The 19,818-nt window shown below is 35.4% G+C and carries 14 protein-coding genes; 3 read left to right on the top strand and 11 right to left on the bottom strand.

Annotation, left to right across the window (positions count from 1 at the left end; all coding sequences use genetic code 11):
- Window positions 1–59 precede the first annotated feature (59 nt).
- The 9 genes from OLM58_RS19020 to OLM58_RS19060 all read right to left on the bottom strand — a co-directional run bounded on the left by OLM58_RS19020 (window position 60) and on the right by OLM58_RS19060 (window position 11,864).
- Complete coding sequence (locus OLM58_RS19020; protein ID WP_264530158.1) at window positions 60–1,811, bottom strand: alkaline phosphatase D family protein; 1,752 nt, start codon at window positions 1,809–1,811, stop codon at window positions 60–62.
- Window positions 1,812–2,044: 233 nt separating this feature from the next.
- Complete coding sequence (locus OLM58_RS19025) at window positions 2,045–2,452, bottom strand: hypothetical protein (RefSeq protein WP_264530159.1); 408 nt, start codon at window positions 2,450–2,452, stop codon at window positions 2,045–2,047.
- A 9-nt stretch (window positions 2,453–2,461) separates the two neighbouring features.
- Window positions 2,462–2,890, bottom strand: a complete 429-nt coding sequence (locus OLM58_RS19030; protein WP_070908132.1) for a hypothetical protein — start codon at window positions 2,888–2,890, stop codon at window positions 2,462–2,464.
- Between the two features lie 155 nt (window positions 2,891–3,045).
- Complete coding sequence (locus OLM58_RS19035) at window positions 3,046–3,498, bottom strand: energy transducer TonB (RefSeq protein WP_264530160.1); 453 nt, start codon at window positions 3,496–3,498, stop codon at window positions 3,046–3,048.
- A 117-nt stretch (window positions 3,499–3,615) separates the two neighbouring features.
- Complete coding sequence (locus OLM58_RS19040; protein WP_264530161.1) at window positions 3,616–4,821, bottom strand: hypothetical protein; 1,206 nt, start codon at window positions 4,819–4,821, stop codon at window positions 3,616–3,618.
- 67 nt (window positions 4,822–4,888) lie between these two features.
- Window positions 4,889–5,587, bottom strand: a complete 699-nt coding sequence (locus OLM58_RS19045; protein WP_264530162.1) for a DUF1826 domain-containing protein — start codon at window positions 5,585–5,587, stop codon at window positions 4,889–4,891.
- Window positions 5,588–5,790: 203 nt separating this feature from the next.
- Window positions 5,791–7,215 (bottom strand): amino acid permease, encoded by a 1,425-nt coding sequence (locus tag OLM58_RS19050; protein ID WP_264530163.1) that lies wholly within the window; start codon window positions 7,213–7,215, stop codon window positions 5,791–5,793.
- Between the two features lie 230 nt (window positions 7,216–7,445).
- The gene (locus tag OLM58_RS19055; RefSeq protein WP_264530164.1) at window positions 7,446–10,763 is read right to left on the bottom strand and encodes a TonB-dependent receptor; all 3,318 of its coding nucleotides are present in this window, start codon (window positions 10,761–10,763) and stop codon (window positions 7,446–7,448) included.
- Window positions 10,764–11,033: 270 nt separating this feature from the next.
- Complete coding sequence (locus OLM58_RS19060; protein WP_264530165.1) at window positions 11,034–11,864, bottom strand: SIR2 family NAD-dependent protein deacylase; 831 nt, start codon at window positions 11,862–11,864, stop codon at window positions 11,034–11,036.
- 377 nt (window positions 11,865–12,241) lie between these two features.
- Between OLM58_RS19060 and OLM58_RS19065 the strand changes: the two genes are divergently transcribed.
- Together OLM58_RS19065 and OLM58_RS19070 are read left to right on the top strand one after the other, a co-directional pair.
- Window positions 12,242–13,003 carry a hypothetical protein gene (locus OLM58_RS19065; protein ID WP_264530166.1) on the top strand — a complete coding sequence of 254 codons (762 nt, stop codon included), beginning with the start codon at window positions 12,242–12,244 and terminating at the stop codon, window positions 13,001–13,003.
- 233 nt (window positions 13,004–13,236) lie between these two features.
- Window positions 13,237–14,268, top strand: a complete 1,032-nt coding sequence (locus OLM58_RS19070) for a hypothetical protein (RefSeq protein WP_264530167.1) — start codon at window positions 13,237–13,239, stop codon at window positions 14,266–14,268.
- A 30-nt stretch (window positions 14,269–14,298) separates the two neighbouring features.
- Here OLM58_RS19070 and OLM58_RS19075 read toward each other — a convergent pair whose 3' ends face one another.
- A complete protein-coding gene (locus OLM58_RS19075; protein ID WP_264530168.1) occupies window positions 14,299–15,654 on the bottom strand; it encodes an MBL fold metallo-hydrolase in 1,356 nt (451 codons plus the stop codon).
- 1 nt (window position 15,655) lies between these two features.
- Window positions 15,656–16,486 (bottom strand): restriction endonuclease, encoded by an 831-nt coding sequence (locus OLM58_RS19080; protein ID WP_264530169.1) that lies wholly within the window; start codon window positions 16,484–16,486, stop codon window positions 15,656–15,658.
- A gap of 470 nt (window positions 16,487–16,956) precedes the next feature.
- On the opposite strand from OLM58_RS19080, the gene OLM58_RS19085 reads away from it, so the two are divergent.
- Complete coding sequence (locus OLM58_RS19085) at window positions 16,957–19,779, top strand: TonB-dependent receptor (protein ID WP_264530170.1); 2,823 nt, start codon at window positions 16,957–16,959, stop codon at window positions 19,777–19,779.
- The last annotated feature ends 39 nt before the right edge of the window (window positions 19,780–19,818 follow it).

The following is a 19,818-nucleotide window of genomic DNA, read 5'->3' on the forward strand; positions in this document are numbered from 1 at the left end:
TTAATTCAATCCTTTTTTGACACTTTCTAGAATAATGCAATAAGTACCAAATATGACCTCTATGCTATCGTATATTTCTTTTCTGTAACCGTATTGGTAGTTTCCGTTGTTACACTGTCTATAAATCGCCATTCGGCTTCAGAACCGGATGCTGTAAATTTAAGATAGGTATATCCTCGCTTGTACAAATTGGCATATTCTAAATCATCGATCAGGACTGTAAAGGCTTGTGCCAGTTCTATCGCTTTTGTAGGGTCTGAAGTAATTCCGAAATACGATTCTAATCCCGGTGACGAAACTGAACTGCATGCTATTTCAGTCCCTATTCGTTTCCCCTGCATATCGGTAAGTTTACCCATCCATGCATTGTGGGTATCTCCGGCCAAAACCACTACATTTTTTCCGGAAAGCATCGCGTATAATTGTTCTCTTTCGGCAAAATAACCGTCCCAGGCATCCAGATTATAAGGTAAAGTTGTAGTAACTCTCGCGATTTCCTGAGCCGTTAATGAAGGATCTCCTTGTTTATGTCTCATTTTAATCACCACAAGTTGGGAGATTGTTGCCGTAAGTGCCTTCATAGTCGCTGGTGTTGCGCTTCCTAATTTAGTGACTTCTCCTAAAATTTGATTCAAAAGCATCAATAACTCAGCAGGAATCAGCATTTTGGTCATCAGGATTTGCTGGCCCAGTACTTTCCATTTAGCGGTATCTGCATTGATCTGCGATCCCAGCCATGTCATTTGTTCGCTTCCAATTAGTTTTCTGTTGGTATTTAACAGATCGGTTTTGAATTTTGTCTGGTCAAAATTTCCGCTATTATCGATATAATCACCGTAATTCAGCTGCTTATCTCTCGCAATCACTCTGGTATCCATCATGTAAAGGGAAAGAATAGTACCGAAATTGAAGCTTCTGTAAATTCTAAAATCTTTTCCTGTTTTAAGCGGAATATACTCGCTATAAGCCTGGAAAGCGGCCATTTTTCTCACCTGAAAATCTCCTTCGGAAGGCTGATGGTTCTCGGCACCGGATTTATAGGTATCGTTAGCAAATTCATGGTCGTCCCAAACGCATATAAACGGTTTTTTCTGATGCAGCAACTGCAGATTTTTATCTCCTCTATATTGTCTGTATCGTTCTCTGTAATCGCTAAGACTTGTAATCTCTCTGGCGGGTTTATGTTCTCTGCCCAGCGGGTTGGTAAACGGATTTGTTCCGTACTGTCCCGGCGCATATTCGTAAATATAATCTCCCAAATGCACCACTACATCGGCCTCTGAAGAAGCAATCGCTCCGTACACGTTGAAAAGTCCAGCCGGAAAATTAGAACAGGAAACAACAGCCATTTTTACGTCATTTACACTGTCTGTTTTAGAGGGTAATGTGCGAGTTTCTCCGATAACCGTAACTTGTTTGGTTTTGGTATTATAAAATCTATAATAATATTTTGTATTCGATGGAATATTCTGAACATCTACCGCTATTGTAAAATCATTTGTAGAAGATGCTGCTGCCTGCCCTTTTCTGGTTATTTCAGTAAACGAGGCATTCTTACTTATTTCCCAATTAATTTCGGCATCGGAGCCTGCTGAATATCTTGTCCAGATAATCACTCCGGTTTCAGTAGGGTCAAAACTGGCTACTCCTGTTTCAAAACCTTCGTTTTTCATTCCATCCGGAGCACCGTCATGGTCTGGTTTGTCATCGTTACTGCAGCTTTCAATCAATGGGGCGATGAAAACTCCTCCGGCAACCAATAAAGAATTTCTAAGAAACCTTCTTCTGCCTAAATCCTTGTTCTTTTCCATAAAAAAATTTTTATGTCAAAAAAACGATTTAATCTTAAGGCCAAAGTTATGGCATATTTAAAATTGTCTTACATTACTATTAAGAATTCATTTACTAAAATAAAGTAAGAAGTAATATTGTATAGTTATTATTTAAGTAGCGAAGTCAAAGACATTTGCATAGCTTTCCAATTGAACTCTTCAGAGATTCGAAAACTCAATTTGCCGCGAATACTAGCAATTATCAACCACTTTTACTCATAGATTAATTTTTCTAAGTACTCGTCCATTTTACTTTTCCATTCTATATCTTGGTTTTCTTCCGAAATTTCAAACATTTTTAGAATCCCGTCGATCTCATTTTTTTTTCTTTTGAAATATTCAGTGGCAATTTCTATTTCGCTAAAGAATTCTGTGTGAACCATTAATCCATAAATTCCGAATGTAATAGCAAATGGAATACTTCCGGCGTTGGCTTCAATCGTTATTCTAGAACCATTTATATTCTCCTGATCATTTAAAATCTTACCTCCTTCAGAACCTTTCTTTCCAATTGAATTTCCGTTGTTGTATCTGACCCAATTTTCGGTTAATTCAATTTCGACATTTATAAATACTTCCGGTGTTGATTTTCTAAATATTCTTTTGATAAATTCTTTCACTTTAGTTTTTTAAATATCTTTAAAAGTTACTTTTCCAAAATTTATTTTTTCCATCTCATACATAAAAGGCATATGCGAGCCGGCTGTCCATTCTCCATTTTTAAAAATAAAAGATAAATGTCTTCTCATAGAGTTTTCGGGAGCAAAAACTTGAAGATTATCCCCTTCACCAGGTTGATAATCGAAATCAAAACAGTTATTAGTATTAAGTACCATAAGCATTCTTTCGTTTGTCAAATCTTCTGTTAAAACTTCCTCCGGCCTGTACCCCATTCCGTCCATTGTCGTTTTACTGTAGCCCATGCATTTTTCTAACGTCCAGGTAAAGTCGACACGTCTTTTCTTTCTGTTTTTTCGGGAATTCTTGTGGTGAATAATGGTATCCATTCCATTTGGAACACAGGTACAAAGTTTAATTTCTTTTCCGTTTACGCACATATATTTTGAGATTAGAAATGGTTATTCAAATGCAATTTTTTCCCCTTTATTTAAATTAATGCTCTCTAATGAGGTCCCTTAACGAATCATTATTGACAGATAGTCCTTTATCTCTAATTACTTCTGATGTGCAACAAAATTTAATACTTAATTAATTACTGAATATAATATGGTATACTGTACAAACATCTTACTGGTTCACCATCTATAGTAGCCGGAATCCATTTTGGGCATAATTTTAAAACCCTCTCTAATTCTTTTCCTGACCCATATCCAAAATCACGAAGAATTTCTATCTGAGACAAGGTTCCGTCTTTTTCTATTATCATAGTCGCAAAAACTGCCCCAGCCAGATATTCATCCTCAGCCACTTCTTTAGGTACAACATAATTCTTGGCTAAGAAAATATGAAATTTTTGAATACCACCCGGATATTTAGGTAAATCACTAACAGATCCAAAGTTGTAAACCTTGCTGTCATTTTCATGAAGTTTATTTTGAGATTTGCTTTCTACTCTTATAACCGAACTTTTCTGTGGTGGTTTACTATTATTTTGGCAACTAAAGAGTAGTACAAAACTAAAAACTGTAAAATACATTCTTCTCATAGGTGTTTATTTAGTACAATTGATTTTGAATAATTTGAACTCTCACACTCCGCAAATGACTCTGCCTTTAAACCAACATGTTACTATTTATTTTAACTGATGAAAGAGGCTATAGTATCAATCTTTTTCAAAAACAAAACCTTCATCTAACAGTTTTTCTAAAGTTATATTATCAAACATATCCTTTGACAAACTCATTTTTTTAATTTTCATTTCAAGAGGAAACTGAATCGAACTCAATTTGTTGTTCTTTAGTTGAGCCTCTTTTAATTTATTATTTTTCGAAAGATTGATGTCTTCCAACATTGTATTTTGCAAACTCAAATTACTTAGCAAATCATTTTTTGACAAATCAATAGATTTTAGCGGGTTTTCATTGATATAAAGTCTTTCAAGAAATAAATTTTGAGATAAATCTAGTTCAGACAAGCCCATTGAATTAATAAACAACTCAATCAATTTAGTGTTATGAGTGACATCTAAAAAGGTATGATTGATCTTTTCATATGACCACCTGTAAAAATCTCCACCCAGATGAAGATATTTTAAATTTATATTTTTTTCAAGATTTATATTTGAAAATGCATTATCTCCAATACGTAATTCTTCTAACAGTATGTTGTTAAAAAGATTAATTTCAGATATCTGGTTCCAAGTTAAATCCAATTTCTTCAATTTATAAAGTCTTGTAACATCTATTGAACTAATCTCGCTATTTTCTAAAGTAAGATCTTCTAATTCAGGAAGTCCATTTTCACCCCAGCTACATGAACCACCATATGAACAATATATTTTTTTAAGTCTTTTATTGTTTTCATTTAGACAAGCATCAAAATTCAGCATATGGCTAATATATAATTCCTCAAGATTCACATTATGCGTTAAATCAATCTCATCGATATCATTTAAACCATCAAAAACTATTTTTCTCAGGTTTATATTTGCTCTTAAACTTAAATTTTCTAAAAATAGATTCTCTAGTTTTAAAATTTCAAGAGAGGCATTTTTTGAAAAATCAATTTCTGTAAGATGCTCACTGTTTTTAATATCAATCTTTTTTAACTTAGGGTTAAAGGTCAAGTTCAGCTCTTGTAAATCAAATGAATCTATAGTTAACACTTCCAGATTAGGAAAATACTTAATTTCATCTATACAAGTAAAGTTATACCCCTCACAATTAAGTTCGGTTACTTTCATTAACGAATCAATTTTTAGATCAGATATCATTTTTTTAAAATTCTCATCTTTAAAATGAATATCAGATATTTTCTTTGCATTTCCTCTTTCTCTAATACGCTGAAACCAAACTATTAAGTTATTCATATCTTTTTTCTGAATCTATAATTTATTGCTTTTGTAGTCAAAGTTGATACTAAATCATAAAATTCCCTCAACAAATCAACAACAATCGATACTCACCATCGTTTTCTATGGGTGCTCTATGAATACATGGCAATACTTGTTGTTTGGGATGGTCTACAGCCAGACGCCAAAGATGACCCAAGCCTAAATTAACAGGTGCTGCATGGGGATGTAACTGATAATGCAAATCGAAATAATTTTCCTCTAAAAAACTTTCGAATTCTTCCTCTGGTCCGTCGTGCAGCTCTTGTAATTTTGCACGGATTTCCGGAATTAGGATTTTTTGTTCTGCCTGCGAATTAGCAACAATATCACTTGCTGCTCCGTGGTAGGTACATAAAAAAGTATCGGTTGCAATGGGCGAACGATCTACATGAAACGAGTACACATCTGTCGAGATGAAATCAAATTCGTCATCACGTTCGTAACACTTTAGTAAATTAAGTGAGGGCGAAGCTCCAAAATCAGTTAATAATTGTAAATCTTTTAAGATAACTTCTCTGGCTATACTCCCCTTTTCGGTGAGTTCAAGTGCGATTAGATCTTCGGGGTAAACTACTGTGATATTTTCTTCTAAAGATAATTTAACTACAATTTCGTTAAAATCACCGTCCAAATTTCTGTACCAGCACAGTGCATTCCTTTCTCCTTTGAAATGAGTCTGTACCAGTTCAGAGAAAGTAGCGACTACTCCTATTTGATTGTTGTTCAAAAATGTGTTGCTCATGTATTACAAAATATTCTATTTAAACCCATAGAAACCTAGTTTTGTTACCGCGCTAAGGCATTTCATTTGCATAAATAAACATAGCAAACCCTATGCTTTTTAACTAAGTGAAACGTCTTTCGAGAAGTCAGAATCTATGTTTCTATGTGTTTAAGAATGATTATACTCAACGGATAATAGCAGACTAATCCGGTAAAAGTTATTTATTTTTTTGTTTTATAAACTTTGTAAAATATAAAAAGAATACCCAACCAAATAGGAATTAATTCTACGGATAACTTCATATCGGTCATCCACATGATGGTTAAAATTCCCAATAAAAATACCAAACAGATATAATTACTTACCGGATAAAATATCGATGGAAACATCGTTTTAGTGCTTTCCTGCTCTTTCGTACGCCTGAATCTTAGATGCGTGTAAGAAATCATTCCCCAATTGATAATTAAAGAAGATACCACTAAAGACATTAAAATGCTAAAAGCTTCTTCTGGAATTACTTTATTGATTAAAATACAGATCGCTGCAAAGCAGGAAGAAATTAAAATAGCATTAATAGGTACATATTTATTATTTAACTTCTTTAAAAACTTAGGTGCATTACCCTGATCTGCTAAACCGTATAACATACGTGAGTTACTGTATACACTACTATTGTATACTGATAAAGCTGCGGTTAAAACAATTAAATTAAGCACATTGGCAATCAGGCGGGTAAAGTATATTTTGGTACCAAACAACTCAAACTCCATTCCGTTTAAATTTTGAAAAACCATTACAAACGGACTACTGTCTGTCGTTATTTGTCGCCAGGGAGACAAAGCAAATAAAATAACCAATGCTCCTACATAAAAGATAAGGATTCTATAGATCACCTGATTGGTTGCTTTTGGAATGTTTTTCTCCGGATTTTCTGCCTCAGCAGCGGTAATTCCAATTAGCTCTAAACCACCAAAAGAGAACATAATCAGTGCCATTGCAGATAACAAGCCCTGAAAACTACCCGATGCTGTTTTTTCAAAGAAACCTTTCGGAAAAAAACCGCCATCGTTGTATAAATTATGAATGGTAGCTTGCTCCCCTCCTGTACCACTTATCAGCAGATAAGTACCAAAAAGGATCATGGCAATAATGGCAACCACTTTTATGATTGAAAACCAAAATTCGGTTTCTCCGTACACTTTTACCGAAGCGAAATTTAAAGCATTTATAACGAGGAAGAAAAATAAACTGGATGCCCACAGCGGAATTTCGGGCCACCAAAACTGTACATAAACCCCAATGGCTGTAAGTTCGGCCATACTCACCAGAATGTATAAAATCCAATAATTCCAACCTGATGCAAAACCCGCAAAAGAACCACAATATTTATAAGCAAAGTGACTAAAGCTTCCTGAAACAGGCTCTTCGACAACCATTTCGCCCAATTGTCTCATAATAAAAAAGGCTATAATACCGGCAACTGCATATCCCAGAATAACAGATGGTCCTGCTAATACAGCCGCTGGGCCAATACCGAGAAAAAGACCGGTTCCTATTGATCCTCCTAAAGCAATTAATTGAATGTGACGGTTGGTCAGCCCACGTTTAAGCTGATTCTCTTCTACGACTTCCTGATTATTTTTCACAAATTAGATTTTTAAATGAGTTGACAGCGAAGATAAGTTAAAAAAGGAATCGTACAAAGTATGTTCTGCACTAAAACTTTTATGAGATCGCCCTACGATTGAGAGCTTTCTGAAAGCATGCCAATGACAACCCCCGAATTCTAATTTTTAATGCGAAGATTAAAAAGAAAAACGGCATTGAATTTTGTTTCAATGCCGTTTTTAAAATTTATTTAAAAGAAATTCTCAGGTTATTTTCCAAAAATATATCGAATTGAAAATTGTGCCTGCCAAACATCAAATGCTGAAGCATTTTTCTGGAATGTATCTTTAATTAAATATCGGTTTCCATCAGGATCTGTTTGCGTAGCCAGGGTATAAACCGGAACATTGCCTGCGGTTGTAGAAGAGTAAGCCAATACGTTAGGATTAGTGGCTCTTTGTGTCACTCCCCAGTTTTTGTTGATCATGTTTGTAAAATTCAGAATGTCTGCTCTAAATTGGAAAGAGTTCTTTTTACCTGCTATTTTGATATAAACGTCTTGCGAAATAGACAAATCTAATCGGTGCAACATCGGCAGGATAGCTGCATTTCTTTCTGCATATTGACCTCTTCTTGTACGAAGATATTTGTCCTGATCAATGTAGGCATCGAATGCTGCTCTTTGTTCTGCCTCTGTATAAGTCCTGGTTGTTGTAACGTCTTTTACAGTACTTGATACTGTTAGAGGTGCAAAACTAAGTTGGGATGCACTATTTGGTACGTATAACAGATCGTTTCCGTTTACTCTGTCTCCATTCATATCACCACTATAAGCATAAGTAAAAGGATTCGCTGTTTCTCCGATATACCCCAGATTGATGGAAGTAGCACCGCCCAAACCTTTTCCGTATTCAATTCTGTATCCCAGAACACCAACTAAACGATGGGGTGTGTTATTATTGGATAATGATACGTCTAAATCATTATTTCCGTTTACAGATCTGGCACTTGTCCATGATCCTGAAGCAATAGATCCCGGAGAAATTAAATCGGCAGCTTCAGAATGTGTGTAGGCGAAAGATCCCCAAAGTCCTTTTTGGTATGGATACTCTAGTTTGAAGGTTGTAGAATAAAAATATCCTTTATCAGAATTGGTTAAAACAATCCCATTTGAAACATTATCATTTATTCTCGTTCCGTTATCATTTCTTGAATATCTTGGACGGTTATCTGCTCCTGTAAAAGTTCCGACTGGTGCGTCAAAATTGGCATTATAGTAATTGATTGCATTGATATTTTTTTGGATTACTCCTTCAATCGTACCTACAAATCCAAATGGAAGTTTTTGGTCGACCGCCATCGTAGTTTTCCATACTTGCGGATATTTGAACTTTTTATCTGTAAAGGCTAAATCAAAAGTGGAAGGAAGCGTTGGAGTTGACGGAGTGAAATATTGTGCAGGCCTTGGTGTAAAACCATAACCTCCTGCGGCTAAAGCAGCACCACTTGCATCGATAAAACCTGTAAGCACACCATTATTTCCAATTTGGTTTGACAAATATACGGCAGGGGCTCTTCCGGTAAATACACCTGAACCTCCTCTTACTATGGTTGAAGCGTCTCCATTAAAATCTAAATTGAAACCTACTCTTGGTTCAAATAAATATTGTGCATCGGGCATTTCTCCTGTATTGAATTTTTCTCCGTTTGCAAAAGTCATCGCCGTTACTGTTGGATTCTCTAACGCAGTGTCGGCAAACCATACTCTGGATGCTCTAAGTCCTACTGACAGTTTGAATCTGTCGCTTAGTTTAATTTCGTCCTGAGCATATAAATCCAGTTTGTTTGTTTTCAGAACCTGTAAAGGTTCAACTGCACCCGGTAAAGCGGAGTATCTGTACTGAAAACGTGCAGGTGAAGTAGCCGTTGCTGTGGAAGGTGCTCCTCCATTTGCTGCTGATTGATCTGCTGCTGCGTAAAAATCTGCTAAAGAGTTGAATATATAAACACCATTTGATCCGGAAAAGAATAAATTGCTTGATTTGAAGTATTCAAAATTAGCTCCTAAAATAATGGAATGTTTACCAATAGTTTTGGTTAAGTTGTCTGTAAAATGCAGCGTTGAATAACTAAGTTTGTTTCCTTGCGTAAATGGATCTAAACCTACAGATATATAATTTGCTGTACCCTTCTTGATATCAATTGTAGGGAACAATCCTCCTCCCTGAAGCCCTCTGTCTTCAATTTGTTTATCGTAACCAGCGATAAAATTGTTGTACCATGAATTACCTAATTTACTGTTCAATTCCAATACAATAGATCTGGTATTGTCTAAGATTGTATAACCACTGTTTTTGAATGACATTGCTAAGGTACTTGTTCTTCTGTTTCCAAAACCTAATGAGTTGGAATTTGAAGTTAGCTCGTCTGACGATGAATCATGATGTACATAACGTGCCGTAAGTTTATGATTATCATTAATATTCCAGTCTATTCTCGCTAAGAATTTTTTAGATGTTTTAGTAGCATCATAGTTTTCCCATGGACCTGTTTCATAACCAAACTTATCTCTCATATAATTAGAAAGAGTCTGCATTTCCTGATAAGTCGGTTCTGATATCTGAGCCCCGCCTTGTGGCGATCCTGTGGAAGTCCATGTTGTTGCCGGGCTTGTATTTTCGATGGTTTCGAAGTTTCCAAAGAAAAATATTTTGTCTTTAATAATGGGTGCTCCAATACGTGCTCCCCATATTTTTTCATCAAATTTTCCGGGTTTGATAGTCACATCTTTTCCGGGATGTGTTCCAATAAAACTGGATTTATTGCTTCTGAAAGAGTTATAAACCGATCCTTCGATTTCGTTTGTTCCACTTCTGGTAACAGCGTTAATTCCAGACCCAAGAAATCCCGACTGACGAATATCGTAAGGGGCAATATTAACCTGTAGCTGCTCTATAGCATCAAGTGAGATAGCTGTCGATCCTGTTCTTCCTCCCGCCTGAGATTCGCTCCCAAGGCCAAAACCATTATTAAATACAGATCCGTCAATAGTAAAATTATTCAATCTTGAATCCTGACCGCCAAAAGTACCATTAGCACCGGCGTTTGCATTGTATTTAGTGATAGAGTTTACAGAACGCGCTCCTAATACGGGAACTGCTACAATTTCTCTGTTTGTAAATTGCTGTGACGCCCCTGTTTTTCCTTTGTTAAAATTTCCATTGGATTTTGTTGTCACTACGACTTCCTGTAAAGCGTTTGGCTCTTCGTCGATTTTAACGTTTACGGTTAGATTGTTTCCTAAACCAACATTAATATCTGTGATTTCAGTTGTTTTGTAACCTATGTAAGTTACCTTTAAAGTATATGGGCCTCCCGGTCTCAAACCCTGTGCTGCATATCCGCCATCAAACCCCGTTGTCGAATAGTATTTAGTTCCGGTAGGTTTGTGAATTATTTCCACAGTAGCTCCAGGCAGGGGCTCTCCTTTGTTTGATCTAATCGTTCCTGACATTGCTGAACTTGTAACTTGAGCATGACCATAGGCCGATAGAAGAATAATCAAAATAAAAATAACTTTTCTCATTGTATTGTTCAATATTTAAGTTTTTAGGAGACAAAACTACAGCACCTAAAAGCAATAATATTAAAGTAATGTTAAATATACCGCGACTATGATTATTATACAGTTTCCCAGTTTTCTTCAAGGTAAAGAGCTTGAAGTTTATTCGTCCTAAGCTAGGTTTAACGTGTTGAAAGGCATTTCTTTTACGCATAGAGACATTGCCTTTTTAAGGTTAAAAAAGGCGTTTCATTAGTTAAAGTAAATAAAGTGAACGATGAGAAAGAAAACAGGCTATTTCCCAATTACATTCTGCAATATCTCTCTTATTGTTTTTAAGGTCTCTGTAGAAGTTTCGCGAATGATTATTTTATTTTTCTTCTCTTTAATACGTTCCGTGAATAAATTATCCTCGGTATTAATATCGACTATTGTTCCTCCGTACTTCAAAGTAGTTTCTGCAATAGCCATCGGCAGATTTGTCGCTCCGGATGTTCCAACAATAAAGAGAATACCAGAATTCTTGGCAATTTTTAAGGAACTGAATTTTTTGTTTGTTTTTTCGTCGTAATACTCATCAAACCACAAAATATTGGGTCTCATCCAGCTGCCGCATAGTTTGCATTTAAGCAATTCTATATCTTCTTTTGTCAAATCCTCGTCTATATCTTTTCCTTTGACTTCTATAGGCAATTTTTCTATTTCCTTACAGCCGTTCGAACATTTAATTTCTCTGGTTTTCCCATGTATTTCGTAGATTCTTTCTGTACCGGCACGTCTGTGCAGGTTGTCTATATTTTGTGTTATCAAATGGAATCGCTCTTGCAAAAGACTTTCAATTTTTACTATTTCATGGTGACTCTCATTGGTCTGAGCGTTTTCAAACATCTTTTTTCTAAACAGTGAATACTGCCAAACCTCTTCAGGATTTTCTTTGAAGTATTTAAAAGTTCCAAACTCTTCCGGTTTATGAAATTGAGTTCCTTTTACCCATATCCCGTCTGCTCCTCTGTAAGTTGGTATTCCACTTTCGGCAGAAATTCCTGCACCTGTTAAAAATGTAAATCCATTTCTATTGCTTTTATGATAAACCTGACTTATGATTTCAGTAAGTTGTTCTTTCATTTTTTAAATCTTTCAATACTTATTTTACTCTTTTATGTTATATCCAATAACACTTTGACATCAGAACTTTAGAATCTTTTTATCTAAAACTATTTACCTTATGCCCTGATTATTTAAAAAAGCCAATTTAAAGAATAATTTAAGTTCGAAGTGATATTATACTACATTTTCGTAATTTTTTCATGGAATATGGAGATTTACTTTTCTTACCTACTAAACTTAGTCTTCTTTTTTTCTAAATACTGATGTACATTTGGCTTAACCATAATCCAGTATAATTTCCACACATGTTTAAAAATACACTTCTCTGTTTAGCTTCAATTATATGTTTTTATGCCTGTAACCGTTTTGAAAAGGAGAAAGCCCAAAAAACTGTAATGGCAAACGATAGTTTAAGAAACGCAACCCTTAATGCAGCAAAAATCGAATCAGAAATAACAGGTAATACTATTTATCCGGTTTATAATCTCACGAGCAATACGACAGCTATAGTTATTGAAATATTTAATTCTGACAAAATATCCGAATATGAAAAAATCTACCGGAAAATAAATGAAACAGATTCATTAGAAACTTATTTTTACAATCCCTTAACTGCAAAAAATAGAAAATTCGAATATTATGACACTTTAGGGATTGTTCAACTTGTTAAAAGTAACATCTTAGAAAAAGAAATCAAGAAAATTATACAGCCAAAATACTATGTGTATGGAACCAAAGGATTCTCAGAAATGGCTGTTGATGAAGTACTTTGCAGAATTGATGATTGTAGAGAGAATTTTATAGCTTTAACTCTCAAAAACTATGATACTGCCAAAAATGGCAAACCTCTCATCTGTAGTGTCAAACCCTTAAAACTTAATTACGGAAAAAATTACTTCGCCGTTCAAAGAAAAATTCAAAAAATGGATGACAGTATCGTATACCGATATAGCGACGCTGACAGCACCAAAACAAAAGTTTTTGCTAATATAGGACCTGCTTATTTTGTTTACAATGACGATTTTTTATGGGGAAAAAACGCAGACCAGTCCAAATGTAAATTTCCAGAAAGGAGAATCCTTATCCAGGAGAAAAACAATACTTTTAAAACCATACTTCTTGGCGGATTGGATTTGTATGGATTAAGTTGTGATTAGCAGGTGATATTGAAAAATGAATGTTTAGCGTAATACCTGTTGCGTAGTAAATGGATAATCTAAAAAGATCAAAAATGACCCGCTCTACGAAGAGTTCAATTGAAAGGCAGGTAAAATGTCTCTGACCTTGCGTATTTTTAATCCCGCAAATCAATTAGAAAAGAATTTTGAACCTCTAAATTAAAATGACAAAATAAATTTTATCTTTCCGGTAAACTAAAACTTAAAATTAATTGAATACCATTAAGAGCAAACTGACTTTAATTCTTTTGTCTTTTGTCATTTTTTATTCTTGTAAGAAAGAGGATAAGAGTTCTGATAAAAGTAGTAACCTAAAGAATCTACAATCTGATAGTAAGGACAATACTATTAAAGGAGGAAAAACCACAACTCTATTTTCCTTTAATACTGCTGAGAATACCGAAATAGTAAAAATTTCCGGAAGTGAAGTTAGTGATGATGATATCTATTCACTTGTTGGAGACAAAAACATACTGCTAGTTTCAAAGTATAAAAAAAATAAGCCACAACAATTAATTCAAAGTGACACCTTATTAATAAGTGATTATAATCATGTTACTATAGACAGACAACTCTTTTTAAGGAAAAAAATAAATAATGCAGATTATTTTCTATTTGCCTTAATGGAGTCTCCTTTAGGTAATGGAGATCCTAGCTTGTATTTGAGTTTTATAATGTTAAACTTAAATACTCTTAAATATTATACCTTAAAATATGAAGGCGAACCTACTCTAAGATCTGATAATGCGGTTGATGGAAAATTTTTAGAAAATACAGAATTAGATCGCGATACTACAATCAAAAATGAGCTATATCACTTCGCGAATAAGAGTAAATGGATTTATAATCCGTCTGGAGAAGAAAAGGATATTAACTTTTATAAAAATTTTGAACAAAAATGGTATAAAGACAATTATACTGAAGATGGAAAATCATCTTATCCAGCTGTTGTGAAAAGTACTTATTATTCGGAGGATTTATTCCAATTTAACGGAAGAGGTAATGACGATGGAGCCATTGAAAATGCAGCTTTTAAAATTGTTCCCTACTTTCGTCATAACCTCATTGGATATGACAAAAATAAAAGATTATACTTTCCAATTAAGGTCGAATCATGCGCTCACGGATGTGCTAAAACTATAGAATTTCTGTCTGATCATGAAATAGAAGTATCGTACGAAATGAATGTGCAACAGCCTGATACTATAGATCTGAATAAAATAATATTTACAAATATGCCCTAGCTTTTTTTTTAAAGAAGTTACAAACCTATCCTAAATCTCCATTTCATTCCCCATTAATGGAACGGTACATTTAAAGTGGTACTGCTTCTGGATTTTAACTCGTAGTTCATCGGCAGGCAGGTTTTCACCGTGTACCAGAAAAACGCATTTCGGAGTGTTTTCGAGAGCAGACAGCCAATTTAACAGGTCTTTTTGATCTCCGTGTGCGGAGAGCCCTTCGATCTGAAAGATTTTTGCTCTTACGGAATAATAGTTTCCGTATATTTTGATTTCTTTGGCCCCCTCAAGTAATTTTCTTCCCCGGGTACCTTCTGCCTGATAACCCACAAAAATCACTGTAGTTTTTTCGAGGCTTATGTAATGTTCAAAATACGACAATACCCTCCCTCCTGTTGCCATACCACTAGCGGCGAGGACCACTTTCGGCTGAGGATTTTCTATAATCCGCATGGTTTCTTCGTACTCTGAAACTATAGTGAACATTTTAGACATTTCGTGGCAATCCTCGACGGAAAGTTTATGCCATTGCAGGTTTTCTAAGAATACATGCAGCGCATTAGCCCCCATTGGAGTATCGAGTATATAGGGAACGTCCGGAATTCTTCCTTCTTTTTTGAGCTTCCACAATAAAAACATCACCGATTGCACCCGCTCGACAGCAAAACCGGGTATGATTACCGTCTCTTTTTTTGCTATGGCTGTATTTATAAGTGTTTCCAGTTCTTTCTTTACGTCCAACTCTGCATGCAGTTTGTTTCCGTAGGTACTTTCCAGGAAAATATAATCGGCCTTTACGGGTTTGGTTGGTGGAAACATCAATACATCATCATCACGCCCAATATCACCAGAAAATACAAGCGTTTTACCTTCGGCATTTACAGTAATACTACACGCTCCGATAATATGTCCCGCATTTTCAAAAACGGCAGTACTATCCTCTGCAATCTCTACTAATGTGTTTGGTGCTATTATTTTAAAAAATGGAGTAACAGCTTCTGCCTGCTCTACGGTATAAAGCGGTTCTGCCTGTTCATGTTTAGAGTATTCTTCTTTGTTGGCCCTTTCGGCTTCTTCTTCCTGAATTTTGGCACTGTCTAAAAGCACTAGTCTGGCTATCGCTTTGGTTGGCGCGGTACAGTATATTTTACCTTTAAAACCCTGTGCTACTAATCGGGGCAGCCAGCCGCAATGATCCAGATGACCGTGCGTAAGAAGCACAAAATCTATTGTGGAAGGTAAAACAGGTAACGGATCCCAGTTCAGTTCTCTCAATGCTTTTATACCCTGAAAAAGTCCGCAATCAATTAATATCCTGCTGTTTTGTGTTTCTATGAGTGTTTTTGAACCTGTAACGGTTCCTGCACCTCCTATAAATTTTACTTTCATCTTAGATAAGTTTACAGATTTGTGAAGCTTCGTGTACGATATTCTTGATTCGGTTTGGACTCAGTCCAATTTTTTTTAGTCCTTCCTGATCGTCAAGAAGGTCTTTTACCAGTATCTGATCGAGGAAAAGCAATTTTTCTTTTTCGACCATTGATAGTGTTGTCAGGCAGGTAATAGGATAAAGCGCTCCCCTATCAATTTTGTTTTTAAGATTTTTATCTGGCGGATAATCCCAGCTTAAAAGAGAGATTCCGCTACAGTTGGCAAAATCCTGCGCGTCTTTGGTAAAACGATTGTTAGTTACTATGATACAGGATGTGAAAGTTTCATTATTAGAAAAAATAATATGTCGTTTTTCTCTTAAATCATTAAAACGAGAAAGAATATACATGGGGACTTTTACATCTGAAGCCCCATCTTTACTTCCGTGAAACTTGCATTCTATCATCGTTATCACATCGTCTCTCATAATAGCAACGTCTACTTCATGCGAGACGCATTTACCCTGTAGCGTTAGATTTATTTTGGTTTTAAACCCTTCTGCGGCGTATAATCTTGCTATGAATTTCTCAAAATAGAAACCCGCAGGACCAAGCATCTGCAAAGCCTGTCTGATATTGTAACGGGCAGCATATCCATTTGCGGTTTTCTTTAAAATTGCAAATGCCATCTTGTAGATTTCTTTGGTGGTAATACCATCATAAATCTGCTTTTCGATCTGGATCATAGATTCTGTTATAACATCAGGAGCAGCTCCAGATTTTTTAAGGGAAAGCTTCAGTTTTTCTTTGTCGAAAGGAACTTTGTGTCCCGAGTGCTTCGTGATTTTCATAACAGATAATGAGTTTTAGTAACTGTTTTAGTTTGCTTACGAAAGAACAGTAAGCAGCTAGGTGTGATTCAATTCTAACTTCTTGTATTGGCTTCTACCACTAGTTTCCGGGGCTGGAAACCTCTATTTTGAACTTTATTTCTTCTCAATTCTTAGGAAATACAGCTCTTGAAGGTTTGATATTTTTTAAGCAAAACAACCCTTGTTACTCTCGTTTTCTGTTTGCAAATCTGAATAGAATTTCCATAAACAGTTGATCTGCCCAACGATATAAGCAGTTGCTATGATAACAAATTTCGGGAAATATTTTTGATAATCGGCATTTTCACTCTAATTTTTAAATAGCGAGCAACCGTCATAAAATATATTTTATTAACAATTATTTTTATTCAGTCTAAATTAAGTTATATTTGCAACGATTAACCGCCTTTTTGTTATATAGCTTATTCAGCTACCAGATATTTAATACAATGACTTCTTTTAATAGCCTTATTACATTCCTGCTAAAAAGGATTGTATCAGTTCTGCTTTTATTATTCTCTCTTTTTTCTAATCTTGGTTTTTCTCAAAACACTGCTAAAATTACTCTTCAGATTACCGTTTACGATGCTGAAAGTAAAATTCCTTTAAAAGGTGTATTACTTTCTGCAGAAGGAATTAGCAAATACGAAGCGCACTCAAACGATTTAGGCAGCATAATTTTAAACTCCATTCAAAGTGGCCGTTACATACTTAAACTTTCACATTTGGGCTACGAAACGATCGAGAAAAATCTCGAGTTTAAAACGGGACAAAGTCTTTCTTTCGGATTAGTTCCGTCAAGTGTACAGTTAAACGAAGTAGTCATAACGGCTGTAGAATCTCGTGGTATGACCAGTACTTCTGTTATTGATAAAAAAGCCATGCAGCATTTACAGCCTTCAAGTTTCACCGATTTGCTGGAGTTACTTCCTGGCGGACGCTCAAAAGATCCTGTATTTAATGCTTCAAATCATATTAAATTAAGAGAGGTTGGAACAGCAGATTCTAATTATGATATTTCTTCACTTGGAACTTCTTTTGTAATTGACGGGATTCCAATAAATACCGATGCAAATCTACAGTATACCACCGGCCCCAATATGACTATCACACCGGGTTCAGGATATGCCAATACACGCCGCAATACAACTTCTAAAGGAGTAGATATGCGCTCTATTTCGACAGATCAAATTGAGAGAGTCGAAATTGTTAGGGGAATTCCTTCCGTAGAATATGGTGATTTGACGAGCGGACTTATTAAAATTCAACGAAAAAGAGGGCGTACTAATTGGGAATCTCGTTTTAAGGCTGATGAGTTTAGCAAATTATATTATTTAGGAAAAGGTTTTGAATCTGAAGAAAAAAGATTGATTCTGAATGTGGGAATTGATTATTTAAATGCAAAATCTGATCCTCGTAACAGTTTTGAAAACTACAAAAGAATTACATCCTCTATACGTGTACAAAAAATTTGGGAAAATGATTCGCATCAGCTTCAATGGGATTCGAGTTTAGATTATAGCGGTTCTATAGACAATGAAAGAGCGGATCCGGATGTGGGTTATACCAAAATTGACCGATATGCTTCAAGCTATAATCGGTTTTCATTGGCAAACTCTTTTGATTTAAAGTTTAAAATAGCACCGTTTTTAAAAGCAATTCATTCGTCGGCAGCAATAAATCAGCAATTCGATAAAATTGAGCAAACCAAATGGGTTCAGGTCTCAAGTGCAACAGCTATTCCTAATACTACCGAACAAGGTGAATCTGACGGAATTTTTCTAACACCACAGTACATTTCTAATCTTACTGTTGACGGAAGGCCTTTTGATGCCTTTTTTAAAACAATGGGAGATTTTGAAATTCATTTATTTGGAATAACACATGCTTTAAAAGCGGGTTCGGAATGGACTTATTCAAAAAATAACGGAAAAGGACAGGTTTACGATACTACTCATCCCCCATCTCCTGAAATGTCTACACGTCCCAGATCGTATAAAGACATTCCGGCGAGTACTGATCTTTCTTTTTTTGTCGAAGATGTCCTGTCCATTCCAATTGGCAAACACCAATTAAATCTTGCAGGAGGCCTTCGGGCGATGTCGCTGTTGAACGTGCCATCGGCTTATAGCATTTCGGGGAAATACTATTTAGACCCCAGAATTAATACGCAATGGGTATTTCCATCTTTTAAAATGGGGAAACATTTCCTGAAAACAGAACTTACAGCCGGTTTCGGGCAGTATACCAAATTCCCAACACTGGCTCAGCTTTACCCGGATTTTATCTATAATGATCTGGTGCAATTGAACTATTATCATAATACACCGGAGTACCGAAGAATTAATTTAATGACTTATAAAACATCTGCTGTAAATTACAATCTAACACCGGCTATAAATAAAAAATGGGAGGTTCGAGCGGATTTCTCTTATGACAATAATCGTTTTTCGGTTACTTTTTTCAATGAACGTATGAATTCCGGATTTAGAAATAATTCTCAATATCAGGCGCTATCGTATAAAAAGTATGACCATAATTCTATTGATCCTTTAACCTTAACGTCACAACCAAATTTAGCCGATATGCGTTTTGTTAGAGACACACTATTAACGTCATACAACATCACTAATAACGGAAGTAAGCTGCTCAAAAGCGGGGTTGAATTTCAATTTTCTTCAAAACGTTTCACGACAATTAATACCCGATTTACTCTAAATGGAGCCTGGTTTAAAACCACTTATAGCAATAGCAGTCCGGTTTACAAAAGAGGACAGAAAGATATTATCATTGATGGGAAGAGGCTTCCTTACTTAGGACTGTATCAATTTGATGATGGTTCTGAAAAACAGCAGTTCAATACCAATTTGATTGTAGATACCTACGTTCCTCCTCTTGGCTTAGAGTTCTCGGGATCTTTTCAGTTTTTATGGTTTAGAAGTGATCGGTCGCTTCCTATGAACGGAACACCAGTTGCTTATATTGATCCTTCTGGAAAACAGCATCCCTATCTCGAAAAAGATCAATCAGATCCTATTCTGCAATGGCTTAATATTAAATACAATGATGCTCTTTTTCAAAAAAAATCAATCCCGATGTCGATGAATATGAATCTGAAAGTATCTAAAGATTTTTACAAGAGATTTAGAATTTCCATGTTCGTTAACCGACTCTTCAGTTACTATCAAAACTATGAAATTAATGGTCAGAAGATCGAGCGACGCGGTCTTACTTCACCTTATTTCGGGATGGAATTAAACTTGAATTTTTAACTTTTAATATTAAATAAATACCCAATTATCAAAATCAGA

Source organism: Flavobacterium sp. N502540, assembly GCF_025947365.1.
Taxonomy (GTDB): Bacteria; Bacteroidota; Bacteroidia; order Flavobacteriales; family Flavobacteriaceae; genus Flavobacterium.